12 protein-coding genes and 2 pseudogenes are annotated in these 17,670 nt (G+C 70.6%); 5 read left to right on the plus strand and 9 right to left on the minus strand.

Translation table 11 applies throughout. The features are described 5' to 3' along the window. The 3 genes and pseudogenes from ACIDOCELLA78_RS000000103895 to ACIDOCELLA78_RS000000103905 all read left to right on the plus strand — a co-directional run. Positions 1-979 (plus strand): GGDEF domain-containing protein (locus ACIDOCELLA78_RS000000103895; RefSeq protein WP_201728468.1); only part of this gene is annotated, 979 nt, incomplete at its 5' end. A gap of 32 nt (positions 980-1,011) precedes the next feature. Next, positions 1,012-4,430, plus strand: a pseudogene (dnaE, locus tag ACIDOCELLA78_RS000000103900) (DNA polymerase III subunit alpha). Between the two features lie 116 nt (positions 4,431-4,546). Further along, positions 4,547-5,716, plus strand: coding sequence for an acetyl-CoA acetyltransferase (locus tag ACIDOCELLA78_RS000000103905; protein ID WP_201728469.1), 1,170 nt, complete (start codon positions 4,547-4,549; stop codon positions 5,714-5,716). A gap of 79 nt (positions 5,717-5,795) precedes the next feature. Here the strand turns inward: ACIDOCELLA78_RS000000103905 and ACIDOCELLA78_RS000000103910 are convergent, their stop codons facing one another. From ACIDOCELLA78_RS000000103910 to ACIDOCELLA78_RS000000103920, 3 genes are all read right to left on the minus strand, one after another. Beyond that, the gene (locus tag ACIDOCELLA78_RS000000103910; RefSeq protein WP_201728470.1) at positions 5,796-6,551 is read right to left on the minus strand and encodes an SDR family oxidoreductase; all 756 of its coding nucleotides are present in this window, start codon (positions 6,549-6,551) and stop codon (positions 5,796-5,798) included. A 25-nt stretch (positions 6,552-6,576) separates the two neighbouring features. Next, a complete protein-coding gene (gene denD / locus ACIDOCELLA78_RS000000103915) occupies positions 6,577-7,566 on the minus strand; it encodes a D-erythronate dehydrogenase (RefSeq protein ID WP_201728471.1) in 990 nt (329 codons plus the stop codon). 128 nt (positions 7,567-7,694) lie between these two features. Further along, complete coding sequence (locus ACIDOCELLA78_RS000000103920; RefSeq protein WP_201728472.1) at positions 7,695-8,090, minus strand: cupin domain-containing protein; 396 nt, start codon at positions 8,088-8,090, stop codon at positions 7,695-7,697. A gap of 144 nt (positions 8,091-8,234) precedes the next feature. Between ACIDOCELLA78_RS000000103920 and ACIDOCELLA78_RS000000103925 the strand changes: the two genes are divergently transcribed. Further along, positions 8,235-9,713: an amidase gene (locus ACIDOCELLA78_RS000000103925; protein WP_201728473.1), complete on the plus strand. Its 1,479-nt coding sequence runs from the start codon at positions 8,235-8,237 to the stop codon at positions 9,711-9,713. A gap of 64 nt (positions 9,714-9,777) precedes the next feature. Here ACIDOCELLA78_RS000000103925 and ACIDOCELLA78_RS000000103930 read toward each other — a convergent pair whose 3' ends face one another. From ACIDOCELLA78_RS000000103930 to ACIDOCELLA78_RS000000103955, 6 genes and pseudogenes are all read right to left on the minus strand, one after another. Beyond that, entirely contained in the window at positions 9,778-10,659 is an 882-nt protein-coding gene (locus ACIDOCELLA78_RS000000103930; RefSeq protein WP_201728474.1) for a ParB/RepB/Spo0J family partition protein, read from the minus strand. After that, complete coding sequence (locus ACIDOCELLA78_RS000000103935) at positions 10,656-11,447, minus strand: ParA family protein (RefSeq protein WP_201728475.1); 792 nt, start codon at positions 11,445-11,447, stop codon at positions 10,656-10,658. The genes ACIDOCELLA78_RS000000103930 and ACIDOCELLA78_RS000000103935 overlap by 4 nt, the downstream gene beginning before the upstream one ends. Then, positions 11,437-12,090: a 16S rRNA (guanine(527)-N(7))-methyltransferase RsmG gene (gene rsmG, locus ACIDOCELLA78_RS000000103940; protein ID WP_201728476.1), complete on the minus strand. Its 654-nt coding sequence runs from the start codon at positions 12,088-12,090 to the stop codon at positions 11,437-11,439. The genes ACIDOCELLA78_RS000000103935 and rsmG overlap by 11 nt, the downstream gene beginning before the upstream one ends. Beyond that, positions 12,087-13,816 (minus strand): annotated as a pseudogene (gene mnmG, locus ACIDOCELLA78_RS000000103945) (tRNA uridine-5-carboxymethylaminomethyl(34) synthesis enzyme MnmG). Before mnmG ends, rsmG begins: the two are co-directional and overlap by 4 nt. 35 nt (positions 13,817-13,851) lie before the next feature. After that, on the minus strand, positions 13,852-15,153 hold the full coding sequence (gene mnmE / locus ACIDOCELLA78_RS000000103950) for a tRNA uridine-5-carboxymethylaminomethyl(34) synthesis GTPase MnmE (RefSeq protein WP_201728477.1): 1,302 nt from the start codon (positions 15,151-15,153) through the stop codon (positions 13,852-13,854). Next, positions 15,150-15,500: a ferredoxin gene (locus ACIDOCELLA78_RS000000103955; RefSeq protein ID WP_201728478.1), complete on the minus strand. Its 351-nt coding sequence runs from the start codon at positions 15,498-15,500 to the stop codon at positions 15,150-15,152. The genes mnmE and ACIDOCELLA78_RS000000103955 overlap by 4 nt, the downstream gene beginning before the upstream one ends. A 99-nt stretch (positions 15,501-15,599) precedes the next feature. Here ACIDOCELLA78_RS000000103955 and ACIDOCELLA78_RS000000103960 point away from each other — a divergent pair, with 99 nt between their 5' ends. Continuing rightward, positions 15,600-17,654, plus strand: coding sequence for a thioredoxin domain-containing protein (locus ACIDOCELLA78_RS000000103960; protein WP_201728479.1), 2,055 nt, complete (start codon positions 15,600-15,602; stop codon positions 17,652-17,654). Positions 17,655-17,670: the final 16 nt, after the last annotated feature.

Below are 17,670 nucleotides of genomic sequence, written 5' to 3' on the forward strand. Positions count from 1 at the left end.
GGCAAGGCGCCACATCGTGCCGACGCCGCATGCCTACGAAATCTGCTTCGCCTATCGCCGCGGCAGCGATCTCGAACTCAACGCCTTTCTCGATCGTCACCACCCCGATCTCGACAATCTGACGCCCGCCGCCGCCGATGCCATCCACGCCCGCTTCCTCGCGGACGAAGCCGCGCGCGAAACCATCGATCAGGGGGCGAAAGGCATCCAGGAAGCGGCAGAGGCGCTGGTCAACCACGTCTCCGGCAACCAGAAGGCGCTGAAGGAGTATGGCGACGTTCTGGCAGGCTGGGCCAGCCGGCTCGATCACGAGCCGACCATCGCCAGCCTCGTCGCCGCCGTCGCCGCCCTCACCGCGGAAACCACCCGCGCCGCCGCCCGCAACCGCGCGCTCGAGGAAAAACTCGCCACCTCCGTCCAGCGCATCGCCCGGCTCCGCCAGTCCCTCACCGCCGCCCGCGCCGAAGCGACGACCGATGCGCTCACCGCCATCACCAATCGCCGCGCCTTCGATGCCAAGGCCAAGCGCTTCATCGCCCAGCGCCGGGCGGACGAGCCGCTGGTCGCCTCCGTCGTCCTGTTCGACATCGACAATTTCAAATGGTTCAACGACGTCCACGGCCACCAGACCGGCGACCTGATCCTCCGCCTCGTCGCCCGCCTGCTGTCGGATAGCGTCAAGGGCCGCGACACCGTGGCCCGCTATGGCGGCGAGGAATTCGCCGTCCTGCTCGCCGGCGCCGACCTGCCGTCCGCCGTCTCGGTGGCGCGGCAGATCTGCCAGTCGATGGCGGACCGCAAGCTGGTCAAGCGTTCCTCGCGGCAGGAACTCACCCAGGTCACCCTCTCAGCCGGCGTCGCCGAATACATCCAGGGCGAAACCCTCGCCGCCTGGACCAGCCGGGCCGACGCAGCACTCTACCGCGCCAAGGAACTCGGCCGCAACCGCGTCTGCAGCGACCGCGACCTGCAAGGCTGACCCGCCCCGCCCGGGCGTGCTACACTCAGGGCATGCCACACGCCGATTTCGTCCATCTCCGCGTCCACTCCGCCTATTCCCTCTCCGAAGGCGCGATCAAGCCGGACAAGATCGCCACCATCGCGCGCGACAACGCGATGCCCGCCGTCGCCATCACCGACACGTCGAACCTGTTCGGCTCGATCGAGTTCTCCCAGGCCTGCATGGGCAAGGGCGTGCAGCCATCATCGGCTGCCAGATCGGCCTCGCCCGCGCCGGGCAGAAGCTCCTCCCGCCCGACCCGCTGGTGCTGCTCGCCAGGGATGCCGCCGGCTTCGCCAATCTCTCGAAACTCTCCTCCCGCAGCTTTCTCGACACCGAACCCGGCCTCCGACCGCAAATCAGCCTCGATGCGCTGCGCGACCATCACGAGGGCCTGTTCCTTCTCACCGGCGGCCGCTTCGGCCCGGTCGGCCGCCTGCTCGGCGATGGCCAGCGCCCCGAGGCGGAGCGGCTGCTCGCCGCCCTCGCCGAAACCTTCGATGACCGCCTCGCCGTCGAGCTGGAGCGGCACGACCTGCCGGCCGAGCGCGCGGTCGAGCCCGGCCTGATCGCGCTGGCCGATGCCGCCGGCCTGCCGCTCGTCGCCACCAATGAATGCTTCTTCGCCAGCGAGACGATGCACGAGGCGCATGACGCCCTGCTCTGCATCGCCGAAGGCCGCCTGCTCTCCGAGGCCGAACGCCGCCGCGTCACCCCGCATCACTGGTTCAAGCCAGCGGCGGCCATGCGCCGTCTCTTCGCCGACCTGCCGGATGCCTGCGACAACACGCTCGCCATCGCCCGGCGCTGCGCCATCGCCGCCCCCACCCGCAAGCCGCTGCTGCCGGTCTGCCCCAAGGTCCGCGCGGGCGCGACCGAGGCGGAAACCCTCCGCGCCATGGCCGAGGAAGGCCTGGCACTCCGCCTCGCCGCGATGGGCGCCGACGCGGCGACGGCGGCGAAATACCGCGAGCGCCTCGCCCTCGAACTCGGCATCATCGAGCAGATGGGCTTCCCCGGCTATTTCCTGATCGTGGCGGACTTCATCCAGTGGGCGAAATCCCAGGGCATCCCGGTCGGCCCCGGCCGCGGCTCCGGCGCCGGCTCGCTCGCCGCCTGGGCGCTGCTGATCACCGATATCGACCCGATCCCCTTCAACCTCCTGTTCGAGCGCTTCCTCAACCCCGAGCGCGTCTCGATGCCGGATTTCGACATCGATTTCTGCCAGGAACGGCGCGACGAGGTGATCGCCTATGTCCGCCGCGAATACGGCGCCGACCGCGTCGCCCAGATCATCACCTTCGGCAAGCTCCAGGCCCGCGCCGCGGTGCGCGACGTCGGCCGCGTGCTCGGCCTGCCCTACGGCCAGGTCAACAAGGTCGCCGAAATCGTGCCCAACAACCCGGCCAAGCCGATCCCGCTGGCCGAGGCGGTCGAATCCGAACCCCGCCTGCGCGAGATGCGCGAAACCGACGAGGCGGTGAACCGCCTGATCGAGATCGCCACCCAGGTCGAGGGGCTCTACCGCCACGCCTCCACCCATGCCGCCGGCGTCGTCATCGGCGACCGCCCGCTCGACGAGCTGGTCCCGCTGTATAAAGACCCCCGCGCCGACATGCTCATCACCCAGTATTCGATGAAGCATGTCGAGCAGGCCGGCCTCGTGAAGTTCGACTTCCTCGGCCTGACCACGCTGACCATCATCAGCCGCGCATTGAACTTCCTCGACGGTCTCGGCACCCCGGTCGACATCGCGAAGATCCCGCTCGACGATGCGAAAACCTACGAAATGCTCTCCCGCGCCGAGGCCGGCGGCGTGTTCCAGCTCGAAACCCAGGGCTTCCGCGACGTGCTGCGCCAGATGCGCCCGGACCGGTTCGAGGACCTGATCGCCGCCGTCGCCCTCAACCGCCCGGGCCCGATGGCCAACATCCCCGCCTATTGCGCCCGCAAGCACGGCGAAGCCTGGGAAAGCCCCGACCCGTCGATCCACGACATCCTCTCCGAGACCTACGGCATCATGGTCTACCAGGAGCAGGTCATGCAGATCGCCCAGAAAATGGCCGGCTACAGCCTCGGCGCGGCCGACCTGCTGCGCCGCGCGATGGGCAAGAAGATCCGCGCCGAGATGGAGGCGCAGCGGAAAATCTTCGTCGAGGGCGCGGTCGCGCGCGGCACCGCCGAAGAAAAAGCCGTCGAGGTGTTCGAGCTGATGGCGAAATTCGCCGATTACGGCTTCAACAAATCCCACGCCGCCGCCTACGCGCTGGTCTCCTACCAGACCGCCTGGCTGCGCGCGAACCACCCCGCCGCCTTCATCGCCGCCTCGATGAGCCTGTCGCAGGCCAACCACGAGAAACTCGCCGCCCTCAAGCAAGACGCGGTGCGGATCGGCATTCCCGTCCTGCCGCCGGACATCAACGCCTCGGCGGCCGATTTCACCGTCGAACGCCTGGCCGACGGCACGCTGGCCATCCGCTACGCGCTCGCCGCGATCAAGCGCGTCGGCGCCGGCGCGATGCAGGACGTGGTGCGCGCCCGTGCCGGCCGCCCCTTCGCCGACCTCGCGGATTTCGCCGCCCGGGTCGATCCCCGCGCGCTGAACAAGGCGCAGATCGAGCAGCTCGCCCGCGCCGGCGCCTTCGACCGGATCGACCCCAACCGCGCCCGCGTCGCCGCCGGCGCCGAGCTGCTGGTCCGCCGCGCCCAGGCCGAGGCCGAGGCCCGCGCCTCCGGCCAGATCAACCTGTTCGGCGACGCCGCCGCCCCCGAACCCCTGCCCCTGCCGGACGTGCCGGACTGGCCCGCCTTCGAACGCCTCAGCTTCGAGGCCGAGGCGGTGGGCTATCACCTCACCGCCCACCCGCTCGATGCCTACGACACCGTGCTCCGCCGCCTCGGCGTCACCCCATCGAACCTGATCGAGGCGCGGGCGAAGGCCGGCATCGGCCGGGTCAAGCTCGCCGGCGCCGTGGTTGGCCGCAAGGAGCGCACCACCCGCACCGGCAGCCGCATGGCCTGGGTCATGCTGTCCGACCAGGCCGGCGGCTTCGAGGTCACGCTGTTCTCCGAACTCCTCGCCACCGCGCGCGAGCGGCTCGCCGAAGGCGCGATGCTGCTCGTCACCGCCGATCTTCGGCTCGATGGCGAAAGCCTGCGCGTCACCGCGGTCGATGTCGAACCGCTCGACAAGGCAGCGGCGAATGCCGGCGCGGGGCTGCGCATCACCGTCGAGACGCGCGATGCGCTCGGCTCGATCCGCGCGCTGCTGGAGCGCGAGGGCCGCGGCAAGGGCCGCGTGCTGCTCGCCCCGCGGATCGACACCGCCGCCCGGCTCGACATCGCGCTGCCCGGCGGCTTCAACGTCTCGCCCCGCCTCGCCCAGGCGATGAAAATGATCCGCGGCGTCGCCGAGGTGGCGGAGCTCTGATCCGCCATCTTGCCCTCGCCCGCCGGCGCGTCCCATACTCGCTCAAACGCCGCGCGCGGGCGCGGCCCATAATCGGAAAACTGCCGCGCGCGAGCGCGGCATGCGAGGAGACCGCCATGACCACCACCGCCATCGCCGGCTGGGCGCACACGCGCTTCGGCAAGTCCGACAGCCCCGATCTCGAGGATCTTCTGGCCGAGGCCGCCACCGGCGCCATCGCCCATGCCGGGATCGACCCGAACGAGATCGACGCCGTGTTCGTCGGCAATTTCAACAACGGCTTCACGAAGCAGGATTTCCCCTCCTCGCTGCCGATGCAGGCTATCCCCGAACTCCGCTTCAAGCCGGCGACGCGCTATGAAAACGCCTGCGCCTCCGGCTCCGCCGCCATCCATGCGGCGCGCGATTTCATCGCCGCCGGCCGCGGCCGCATCGCGCTCGTGCTCGGCGGCGAAAAAATGACCGCCTGCCCCAAGGAACAGGTCGGCGAAAACCTCCTCGGCGCCTGCTACCGCCGCGAGGAGGGCGACATCCAGGCCGGGTTCGCCGGCGTGTTCGGCCGCATCGCCGAGAGCTATTTCCAGCGTTTCGGCGACCAGTCAGACGCCCTCGCCGCGATCGCCGCGAAAAACCACCGCAACGGCGTCGACAATCCCTACGCGCAGATGCGGCGCGATCTCGGCTTCGAGTTCTGCCGCCGTGAGTCGGAAAAAAATCCTATCGTCGCCGGTCCGCTGAAGCGCACCGACTGCTCGCTGGTCAGCGACGGCGCCGCGGCGATCATTCTCACGGACGAAGACACCGCCCGCGCCCTTCCCCAGGCGGTGCGCTTCCGCGCCGCCGCCCATGTGAATGATTTCCTACCGCTCTCCCGCCGCGACCCGACCCGGTTCGAGGCCGGCGAACGCGCCTGGGCGCGGGCCTTCGCCGAAGCCGGCCTCACGCTCGACGACCTGTCCTTCATCGAGACGCATGACTGCTTCACCATCGCCGAACTGATCGAATACGAGGCGATGGGCCTCGCCCCGCGCGGCCAGGGCGCGCGCGCCGTGCTGGAGGGGATCACCGCGCCGGATGGCCGCCTGCCGGTCAACCGCTCCGGCGGGCTGAAATCCAAGGGCCACCCGGTCGGCGCCACCGGCGTGTCGATGCATGTGATGGCGGCGATGCAGCTCACCGGCACGGCGGGCGACATGCAGCTCCCCCGCGCCGACCTCGCCGGCATCTACAACATGGGCGGCGCCGGCGTCGCCAACTATGTCTCGATCCTTGACCGCCTGAACTGAGACCGCCTGAACTGACGGTTTCCCGAACCAACCGCACCCGACCCGCCTCGCGCCGGGCCGGGTGCGGGGGACACTGAGATCAGCCGCGGCCGACGAAAGGCATGTTGGTCGCCATCACGGTGACAAACAGCGCGTTGGCGTCCGCCGGCAGCCCGGCCATGTAGACCAGCGTGCGCCCCACCGACTCCACATCCATCGTCGGCTCCGCCTTCATCGAGCCGTCCGCCTGCGGCACGCCGGTCGTCATCCGCCGCGTCATCGGGGTGGCCGCGTTGCCGATATCGATCTGCCCGCAGGCGATGTCATGCGCCCGCCCGTCCAGCGCGATGGTGCGCGTCAGCCCGGTGATCGCGTGCTTGCTCGCGGTATAGGCGGCCGAGCCCGGCCGCGGCACATGCGCCGAGATCGAGCCGTTATTGATGATCCGCCCGCCGCGCGGCGACTGGTCGCGCATCATCCGGAACGCGGCATTGGCGCAGAGAAACGCGCCGTCGAGATTGACCGAGATGACGTGCCGCCACTGCTCCCAGGTCATGTCGCCGAAATTGGTGGTCGGCACGTTGTTGCCGGCATTGTTGAACAGCAGGTCGAGCCGCCCGAACCCCGCCGCCACCGCCGCGAACAACGCCTCCACCGATGCGGGATCGGCGATATCCGCCGGGAACGCCTCGGCCTTCGCGCCCACGTCCGCGCCCGCTTCCGCAATCGTCTCCTCCAGCGCCTCGCGCCGCCGCCCGACCAGCGCCACCGTCCAGCCATCGGCAAGCAGCGCGAGCGTTGCCGCCCGCCCCACGCCGCTGCCGGCACCCGTCACCATCGCGATCCTGCTCATCATCCCGCTCCCGTCCCGTTGCGCGCCGTCAGCCCGGCAGCCGGCCGCCAAGCTCATCCTCGATATGCACGCGGATGATCTCGTCGAATGTCGTCTCCGCCGCGAAGCCGAGCGTCTTCGCCCGTGTCGCGGTGAAATTCTCCGGCCAGCCGGAGACGATCCGCGCGATGGTCGCATCGGGCTCGCGGCGGATCAGCTTCACCGCCCGCTCGCCGGCCACCCGCCGCAGCGCCTCGATCTGCTCGCCCACGGTGGCCGACAGGCCAGGCAGGTTCAGCGTCCGCCGGTTGCCGAGCGGGGCGAGATCCATCGACGCCGCGCGGACCAGGAACCCCACCGCCGCGCGCGGGCTCGCATGCCAGTGCCGCACGCTCTCCTCCACCGGCAGCACCGCCTCCTGCCCCACCAGCGGCTCGCGCAGGATGTTGGAGAAGAAGCCCGAAGCCGCCGCGTTCGGCTTGCCCGGGCGGATGCAGATGGTCGGCAGCCGGATCGCGACGCCGTCCATGAAGCCGCGCCTCGTGTAGTCGTTGAGCAGCAGCTCGCCGATCGCCTTCTGCGCGCCATAGCTGGTCAGCGGCGCGCAGAAGAACTCGTCGTCGATCACCTCCGGGAAGGGCGCGCCGAACACCGCGATCGACGAGGTGAACACCACGCGCGGCCGATAGGGCGCCTTCGCCGCCTCGGCCCGGATCGCCTCGAACAGGAAGCGGGTGCCGTCGAGATTGATGCGATATCCCTTGTCGAAATCCGCCTCCGCCTCGCCCGAGACGATGGCGGCGAGATGCACGATCACCTCCGGCCGCGACGCGACCAGTGCGGCGGCGACGCCCGGCGCCGAGAGATCCGCCGCCTGGCAGGACGCCGTGCCCGCAAACCCCGCCGGCGCCTCCGGCGCGAACACGTCGACCAGGCTCAGCGCGCCGACCGGCTTGCCCTCCAGCGCCCCGTCCGCCGAGATCCGCGCCGCCAGCTTGCGGCCGAGCATGCCCCCGGCCCCGATGATCATCACCTGCATTTTCGCTCCGTTCCTCCCTTGCCGCGTCCCGCCCGCGCCGCGAAAGCCGTCCGCGGCGGGCAATTTGTCCTTTTAAATATATTCCTCAATTCCACTGGCCCGCAACCGCGCAGATGACCCCGCCGCGGTCAACGGCGATATTCGGCGTCCGTCACCTGTTCGAGCCAGGTGACCGGCGATCCTTCATGCCGCTCCTGGATCGCGTAATGGCTCATCCCGGTCGTCGGCGTCGCCCCGTGCCAGTGCCGCTCGCCGGGCGCGAACCACACCACGTCGCCCGGGCGTATGTCCTCGACCGGCCCGCCCTCGCGCTGCACCCAGCCGCGCCCGGCGGTGACGATCAGCGTCTGCCCCAGCGGATGCGTATGCCAGGCCGTCCGCGCCCCCGGCTCGAACGTCACATGTGCCGCCGACACTCGCGCCGGCTCCGGCGCCGTGTTGACCGGGTCGATCCGCACCGATCCGGTGAAATAGGCCTGGGGCCCCGGAGTAGAGTCCCGCTCTCCGCTGCGCCAGATGTCCATTGTTCCGCTCCCTTGTCTGTCCGTCCCGGTGTGCCCAGAAGAGCAGGCCAGCGCCGCCCCGGCAAGCCTGCGGGGCGGCTTGACCGTTTCCGCCGGCTGGCGCGTTATCGCGGCCGAACCCGAGAACGAGGATGTCCGCCCGCAATGACCGACCCCTGCGACCTGCCCGCCACCGAAGCGCGCCGCCTGATCGGCGGCCGGAAACTTTCCCCCGTCGAGCTCACCGAGAGCTGCATCGCCCGCATCGAGCGTGTCGATCACGCGGTGAACGCCATGGTCGCGCGCGATTTCACCCGCGCCCGCGCCGCCGCCCGCGCCGCCGAGGCCGCGGTGATGGCGGGCAACCGCCTGCCGCCCCTGCACGGCCTGCCGCTCGGGGTCAAGGATCTCGAAGATACCGAGGGCCTGCGGACGACCTATGGCAGCCTGATGTTCAAGGACAATATTCCCAAGGCCGATCAGGGCTTCATCGCCACGATCCGCGCCGCCGGCGGCATCGTCCTCGGCAAGACCAACACGCCGGAATTCGGCGCCGGCGGCAACACCCGTAACCTCGTCTACGGCGCCACCGGCAACCCGTTCGAGCCCACGAAATCCGCCGCCGGTTCCTCCGGCGGCTCGGCCGTCGCCCTGGCGACCGGCATGGTCCCGCTCGCCACCGGTTCGGACATGGGGGGCAGCCTGCGCAACCCGGCCGCCTTCTGCGGCATTGTCGGCATGCGCCCCTCGCCCGGCCTGTTCCCCTCGGAAAAGCGCCTGCTCGGCCCCTCCGGCCTCGGCGTGCTCGGCCCGATGGCGCGCTCGGCGGCCGATCTCGGCCTGATGTTCGACGCCACCGCCAGCTACGATCCGCGGGACATGCTATCAGCACCGCTCTCGCCGGACGAGGCGACGAGCCGCGCCGCCGCCGATCTCGGCACGCTGCGCGCCGCCTTCACCGCCGATTTCGGCTTCGCGCCGACCTCGCGGCAGACCCGCGCCCTGTTTGCCGACCGCACCGCGCGCCTCGCCCCGCTCTTCGCCACCGCCGAGGATGCAACGCCCGACTGCCGCCATGCGGACGAAACCTTCGCCATCCTCCGCGCGGTGAACTTCCTCGCCTCCTTCGGCGCCACCTACCGCACCGCACCCGAGCGCCTCGGCCCCAATGTCCGCGCCAATGTCGAGGAAGGGCTGGGCTACACCGCCGCCGATGTCGCCCGCGCCCTGCACGCGCAAACCGCGCTCTACTGGGCCTGGCAGCATTTCTTCACGACGCATGATGTGCTGATCGCGCCCGCCGTCACCATCCAGCCCCGGCCGTGGACGGAACTTTTTCCTGCCGAAATCGATGGTGCAGGAACGAAATCCTACTATCACTGGCTGGCGCTGGCCTATGCCGTCACCCTCGCCGGCCATCCGTCGCTCTGCCTGCCGCTCGGGACGGATGAGCACGGCATGCCGTTCGGCGTGCAGATCATCGGCCGCCGCCATGCCGACCGCGCGGTGATCGAGGTCGCGAAAGCGATCGAGGCCATCGGCGCGGCCACCGGGCCCGAACTCACCCGCCCGGTGCCTGACATCGGCAAGCTCGCCGCCGCCCGCCCGATCAGCGGGATGGACGGCTTCCTCGCCATGGGCTGAACCGGCGAAGCTGTCGCACGTTCCGGCCCACCCGGGTCGGGGCGTGCTCCATGGTATTGATACTCTAATCGCCCCCGCCGCGCAGCAGCCGCAGAATGCCATCGAGCTGGTCGAGATCCCGGTAGAACAGCGAGACCGAGCCGCTCGTCCCGTCATACGTCACCTTGACCCGCAGGCCGAGCGCGCCGGCCAGCTCGGCTTCGAGGTTGCGCGTCACGCTGTCATCCTTGAGGTCGCGCGGCGCGCGCTCGGGCTTCGGCGCCAGCGCGGACTGAACCAGCGCCTCGGTCTGCCGCACCGAAAGCCGCTTCGCCGCGATCACCCGCGCCGCCGCCTCGGGGTCGGGGTGCTGGAGCAGGGCGCGCGCATGGCCGGCGCTCAGCTCGCCCTTGCGCAGCGCCGTCTGCACCGGCACCGGCAGGTTCAGCAGCCGCATCATGTTGGTGACATGCGGGCGCGATTTCGCAACCGCCCGCGCCAGATCCTCCTGGATCAGCCCGAATTCCTCGACGAGGCGGCGATACCCCTCGGCCTCTTCGAGCGGATCGAGATCCTGCCGCTGAAGGTTCTCCACCAGCCCCGCCGCCATCGCCTCGCTGTCGGTCAGGACACGAACCAGCACCGGCACCTCGTGCAGGCCGGCGCGCTGCGCCGCCCGCCAGCGCCGCTCGCCGCCGATGATCTCATACTGCCCGGGCTTCCCCGGCATCGCCCGCACCAGCAGCGGCTGCAACACGCCCTGCGTTCTGAGCGATTGCGCCAGCTCTTCGAGCGCCGCTTCGTCCATCGCCCGGCGGGGCTGGAACGGCCCCGGATGCAGCGAGGCGACCGGCAGATGCCGCACCCCCTCGCCGGTAATGGCCTGTCCGGCCGCCGCCACCGTGCCGGGCCCGAGCAGCTCCGCCAGCCCCTTGCCCAGCCGGCGCGGCATGTCCCGCCCGCTCACAGACTTGCCTCCGCCACGGCCTGCCGCTGCAGGAATTCGGCCGCGAGCGACACATAGGCCTGCGCGCCCAACGAGCGGAAATCGTAGAGCAGCACCGGCTTGCCATGGCTTGGCGATTCGGTGATGCGGATGTTGCGCGGAATCGCGGTGTCGAACACCCGCGCGCCGAAATAGGCCCGCACGTCGTCCGACACGGCCTGGGCGAGATTGTTCCGTCGGTCCAGCATGGTCAGCACCACCCCTTCAAGCGCCAGGCCCGGATTGAGCGAATGACGCACCAGATCGATTGTCCGCATCAGCTGGCTGATCCCCTCCAGCGCGAAGAACTCGCATTGCAGCGGGATCAGCACCGAGGAGGCGGCCACCAGCGCGTTCAGCGTCAGCAGGCCAAGGCCGGGCGGACAATCGATGAACACATAACCGAACTGCCCGGCCAGCCCCGGCTCGGCCAGCGCCCGCTGCACCAGCCGCTCGCGCCCCTCGGCGCCGGAAAACTCGATATCGGCGCCAATCAGATCCTCCGTCGCGGGGATGATCAGCAGACCCGGCACCTCGGTCGGCAGCACCAGGGTCGCGGCCGGGGCCTCGCCGGTCATCAATGCATAACTGCCGATGCCGCGATCGCCGGCGGCGATGCCGAACCCGGTGCTGGCATTGCCCTGCGGATCGAGGTCGATCAGCAGCACGCGCTCGCCGGTCGCGGCCAGCGCCGTCGCGAGGTTGATGGCGGTCGTGGTCTTGCCGACGCCGCCTTTCTGGTTCGCAATTGCGATTATCTTAGGTTGCACGGCGTAACTCGCTGATGCGGAAAATCGTGGCCCCGGGCTCGGTCAGGCTCGGGACATGTTCGGCTTTCATGTGCCAGTTCTCGGCCGTCGCGGTCAATTCGGACATCGCCGAACGCCCCTTGAGAAACACGCATTTCCCGCCAGGCGCGAGTAACGGCGCGGCATAGAGAAGCAACTCGGGCAGCGGCGCGAGGGCGCGGGCGGTCACCAGTTCAACCGGATCGAGCCGCGCCTGCTCGATTCGCACCGGCAGCACCGTGGCGGCGAGCTTGAGTTCGGCGATCGCCGTTTGCAGGAACGCCGCCTTGCGCCGGTCGGATTCGATCAGCGTGAAGCCGATCTCCGGCCGGGCGATCGCCAGCACCAGCCCCGGCAACCCGCCGCCGGAGCCGAGATCCGCCGCGCGGAACGCCCCCTGCGGGAGCATCGGCAACAGCTGGAGCGAATCGAGAATGTGCCGGTTCCAGATTTCCGCGGGCCCCGCATCCTTGCGCGAGACGAGATTGATCCGCGCCGTCCAGCGCAGGATCAGCGCGGCATAGGCCTCAAGCCGCGCCAATGTTTCACGTGAAACATAGGTCTCAATCCGGACCAATGTTTCACGTGAAACATTGCCCACGCCGCCGCCGCCCGCGGCGCTCATGCCGCGACCGGGCGCGGCCGGCGCAGGGCGGCGAACAGCGCCCCCAGCGCCGCCGGGGTCATGCCCTCCAGCCGGCCGGCCACACCCAGGGTTTCCGGGCGCACCCGTTCCAGCCGGGCGAGGATCTCGGCGGACAGCCCGCCAACGGCGCCATAGTCGAAATCCGGCGGGATCAGCACCGCGTCATCCTTCGCCCGCGCGCGAATCTCGCTCTCCTGCCGCGCCAGATATCCCTCATAAAGTCGGTCCGCCGCGACGATCGCCGCCGCCCGCGCCCCGCCCACGCCGCCGCCGCGCACCGCCGCAAGCTCGGCCTCAAGGGCCGCGAACGCCGCGCGCCGCGCCGCACCGACGCAGCCCCATTCGCACCCGCGCGGCGTCAGCCGCAGATCGGCATTGTCCGCCCGCAGGCTCAGCCGATGCTCCGCCCGCGAGGTAAACATCCGGTAGGGCTCGCTGACCCCCGCGTCACCAGATCATCCACCAGCACGCCGATATAACCCTCGTGCCGCCGCACCGTGACCACCGGCCGCCCCGCCGCAACCCGCGCGGCGTTCACCCCAGCCAGCAGCCCCTGCGCGCCCGCTTCCTCATACCCCGTCGTGCCGTTGATCTGCCCGGCGAGAAACAGCCCCGGCACCTTCTTCAGCGCCAGCGCGTGGCTCAACTCGCGCGGATCGACATAATCATATTCCACCGCATAGCCCGGCCGCAGCAGCACCGCGCGGGACAGGCCCGGCATGGTGCGGATGAACGCCTCCTGCACCGCTTCCGGCAGGCTGGTCGATATGCCGTTGGGGTAAACAGTCTCGTCCTCCAGCCCCTCCGGCTCCAGAAACACCTGGTGCCGCGGCCGCTCGGCGAACCGCACCACCTTGTCCTCGATCGACGGGCAATACCGCGGCCCCGCACCGTCGATCCGCCCGCCATACACCGCCGAGCGGTGCAGATTGGCGTTGATGATCGCATGGGTCTCCGGCGTCGTCTCGCTGATCCGGCAGGAGATCTGCGGATTGCCGATCCGCGCGGTCAGCAGGCTGAACGGCGCCGGCTCCGCCTCGCCGCGATCTTCGGGCAGCGCCTCCCAGTCGATCGAGCGCCGGTCCAGCCGCGCCGGCGTGCCGGTCTTGAGCCGGCCCAACGCCAGACCCAGCCCGCGCAGCCGCGCCGACAGCGCGTTCGACGCCGCATCGCCAACCCGGCCGCCTTCCTCCATGCGCTCGCCGAAATGCAGCACCCCGCGCAGGAAGGTGCCGGTGGTCAGCACCGCCGCCCGGCAGGCGATGCGCACGCCCTCACCGGTGATCACCGCCGCCAGCGCGCCATCCGCCGCAAGCTCCAGATCCGCCGCCTCGCCTTCGAGGATGCTCAGCCCATCCTGCGCGGCGAGCAGCGCCTGCACCGCCGCGCGATACAGCCCCCGGTCGGCCTGCGCGCGCGGCCCCCACACGGCCGGCCCCTTGCTGCGGTTGAGCATCTTGAAATGAATGCAGGCGGCATCGGCGGCGCGGCCCATGATGCCGTCCAGCGCGTCGATCTCGCGGACCAGATGCCCCTTGCCGATCCCGCCGATCGCCGGGTTGCACGACATCTCGCCAATCCGGTCCCGCCGGTGGGTCAGCAGCAGGGTCGCCGCCCCCATCCGCGCCGCCGCCGCCGCCGCCTCGGTGCCGGCGTGGCCGCCGCCGATCACCACAACATCGAACATCTCGCGCAAGCTCGTCATGCGCGGGCCTATAGCACCATTTGCCGGATGGAAGGCTATTTGCCGATGCAGAAGCTGGAAAATACCTGATCCAGCACGTCCTCGACGCCGATCGTCCCGGTCAGCCGGGCCAGCGCCGCCGCCGCCGCCTGCAATTCCTCGGCCCGCAATTCCGGCACGCCGACCGCCAGCGCCCGGTCCAGCGCCTGCGCGACATCGCGCAGGCAGGCGATCTGCCGCGGCCGCGGAAGCGCCGGCCCGGCGCCGCGCTCCACCAGCGCCTCGACCCGCGCGCGCAACGCCGCCAGCAGTTCCTCCAGCCCGGCGCCGGTCTTCGCACTCACCGCCAGCATGCGCTCCGGCACCGCGCCGCCCAGATCCGCCTTGGTCGCCACCCAAAGTGCGGGCACATCCGACGGCGCGTCCGGCAGCGAAAAATCGGGCGCGGCACCACAGAGGAGCAAAAGATCAGCCCGGCGCGCATGGGCCTCGGCGCGGCGCACGCCCTCCGCCTCGATCGCGTCGTCCGATCGCCGCAGCCCCGCCGTATCCACCAGCCGGACCGGAACCCCGCCGAGGTCGAGCCGCACGCCGATCGCATCCCGCGTCGTCCCCGGAATGTCGGAGACGATCGCGACCTCCTCGCCGGCAAGCGCGTTGACCAGGGTGGATTTGCCGGCATTCGGCGCGCCGAGCACGACGATCTCCACCCCCTCGCGCAGCCGCTCCGCCGCGAGCCCGGCGCCGATGGCGGCCGCGATGTCGTCGCGCAGCCCCGCCATCGCCGCCAGCATCGCGGCCTCGACATCCGCCGGCAGGTCTTCATCGGCGAAGTCGATCAGCGCCGCGAGCTGCGCCATCAGCCCGATCAGCGACTCCCGCCAGGCGCCGACCGCCCGGCTCATCGCCCCGCCGGCAAGGTCGAGGGCGAGTTGCCGCTGCGCCTCGGTCTCGGCGTCGATCAGATCGGCGATGCCCTCGGCCTCCAGCAGATCGAGCCGGCCGTTGAGAAAGGCGCGGCGGGAGAATTCCCCCGGTTCCGCCGGCCGCGCGCCCAGGGCGAGCAGGGCGGCGGTGATCGCCGCGCGCACCGCCCGGCCGCCATGCAAATGGAATTCGGCATAATCCTCGCCGGTCACGCTGGCCGGGCCGGGAAACCACAGCAGCAGCCCGCGATCGATGAGCCCGCTCCGCTCATCGCGAAAATTCCGCAGGCTGGCGCGGCGCGGCGCCGGCAGGCCGCCGGCCAGCGCCCCGATCACCCGCGCCACCCCCGTCCCGCTGAGGCGAAGGAGCGAAATCGCGCCGCCGACGCCGCTCGCCGGCGCGAAGATCACGTCGGGCGGAGCGAACCTCATTTCGCCGGCGCGACCTCGCCCGGCAGCATCAGTTCGGCGACCGGGCGGCCGCCCTGCACATCCTCGGTCAGGATGCGGTCCACCGCGTCGCGGTCCGGCACGCGATACCAGCGGCCCGCCGGGTAGATCACCACCGTCGGCCCGTGCTCGCAGCGGTCGAGACAGCCAGCGGCGTTGATCCGCACGCCCTGAAGCCCGAGTTCCTTCGCGCGAGCCTTCATGTAGTCGCGCAGTTTTTCCGATCCCTTGCCGCCGCAGGAGCCGCGCTGATGGCCCTCCGGCCGGTGATTGCCGCAGACGAAGACGTGATGGGTGAAATACGGCGGCTGTGCCGGAACATCATTCATGTCGTTCAGCTTTCATATCAATCTCGGGATGAGCCCTCGCGTTCGGGCGCCGGACTGCTATCTACCGGAGCAGCAACGCTTCAGAAAGACCGCAGTTCCATGTCCAGCACGCTCGACCGCAACACCCTCGCCGACGCCACCTCGCCCTATCTGCTCCAGCACGCCGACAATCCGGTGCACTGGCAGATGTGGTCGGACGCGACGCTGGCCGCGGCGCGGGCGGAGAAAAAACTCATCCTGCTCTCGATCGGCTATGCCGCCTGCCACTGGTGCCACGTGATGGCGCATGAGAGCTTCGAGGACACGGCGACGGCGGCGCTGATGAACCGGCTCTATGTCAACATCAAGGTCGATCGCGAGGAACGGCCGGATATCGACGGCATCTACATGTCCGCGGTGCAGGCGATGGGCGAGCAGGGCGGCTGGCCGCTCACCGTGATCATGACGCCGGATGGCGCACCGATCTTCGGCGGCACCTATTTCCCGCCCGAGCCGCGCTGGGGCCGGCCCTCGTTCCGGCAGGTGCTGGAAATGGTCGCCGACGCCTGGAGGAAGGACGGCGAGAAATTCGCCCGCAGCGGCGCCTCGCTGCTCAGGCGCATCGCCGCCCATGCCGAGCTGAAGCCCGGCGCGCCGATCGCCCCCGGCGATCTCGCGGCGGTGACCGAGCGGTTCCTCGGCATGGTGGACTGGGAGGAGGGCGGGCTGCGCGGCGCGCCGAAATTCCCCAACGCGCCGATCTTCCGCTTCCTCTGGGGCGAATACGCCCGCACCGGCCGGCACGAGGCGGGCGCGGTGGTGGCGCTGATGCTCGCGCGGATGGCGCAGGGCGGCATCTGCGACCATCTCGGCGGCGGCTTCGCCCGCTACGCCACCGATGAAAGCTGGCTGGTGCCGCATTTCGAGAAGATGCTCTACGACAACGCGCAGCTGCTCGACCTGCTCGCCCTCGCCCATGCCGCCGAGCCGGACCTGCTGCTCGCCGCCCGCGCCGAGGAGCTGGTCGAGTGGCTGCGGCGGGACATGCGGGCGAAGCACGACCCCGCGCCCGACGGCACGCTCGCCTTCGCCGCCTCGGAGGATGCGGATTCCGAGGGCGAGGAAGGCAAATTCTATGTCTGGACGCGCGAGGAGATCGCATCCGTGCTCGGGGCGGACATGGCGCTGTTCGAGGATCACTACCCCTGCCCCGCCGCCGGCAACTGGGAGGGCAAGCTGATCCTCACCCGTGCGACGCATCCCGAACACCCCGAAACCGAGGCGCGCCTCGCCGCCCTGCGCGCCCGCCTGTTCGCCGCCCGCGAAGGCCGGGTCCGCCCCGGCTGGGACGACAAGATCCTGGCCGACTGGAACGGCCTCGCCATCGCCGCCCTGGCGCGGGCGAGCGCGGTGTTCGCCCGGCCGGACTGGCTCGATCTCGCCATCGCCGCGCACGGCGCCGTCACCGCCCTGCTCGGCCGCGCCGATGGGCGGTTCGACCATGCGATCCGCCGGGGCAAGATCTCGGCCTCCGGCCTGCTCGACGACCAGGCGGCGATGCTGCGCGCCACCCTTGCTCTCTACCAGGCGACCGGGCGCGGCGCCTATCTCGACCAGGCGGAGCGGGTCGCCGCGGCGACGCTCGCCGCTTTCGGCGACGGCCAGGGCGGGCTGTATCTCACCGCCGCGGACGCGGCCGACCTGCCCGGCTCCATCCGCCCCCGCGCCTCGTTCGACAACGCGACGCCGTCCGGCGCCGGCCTGTTCGCCGAGGCTCTGGCGATCCTGCATCACCTGACCGGCAATCCGGCGCATCGCGACGCGGCGGCGGCGCTGATCGCCTCGCATACCGGCGAGCGGCGGGCGCTGTCCGCCTTCCCCACCCTGCTTGCCGCGGCGGCGCTGCTGGAGGAAGGCGCCAGTGTGGTCATCCTCGGCGATGCGGCCGATCCGCGCTTCGCGGCACTGCATCGCGCCGCCCTCGCCCAGTTCGACCCGGCGGTGGTGGTGCTGCCGGTGGGCGACGCCGCCGCGCTGCCGGAGGGCCACCCGGCGCATGGCAAGAGCGCCGCCGAACCCGCCGCCTTCGTCTGCCGCGCCCAGACCTGCTCGCTGCCGGTGAGCGATCCGGCGCTGCTGCGCGGGCAGATTTCCCAACGCGCCGGCGTGGCGTAAACCCGACCACAGGCTG

This window comes from Acidocella sp. C78, from assembly GCF_907164655.1.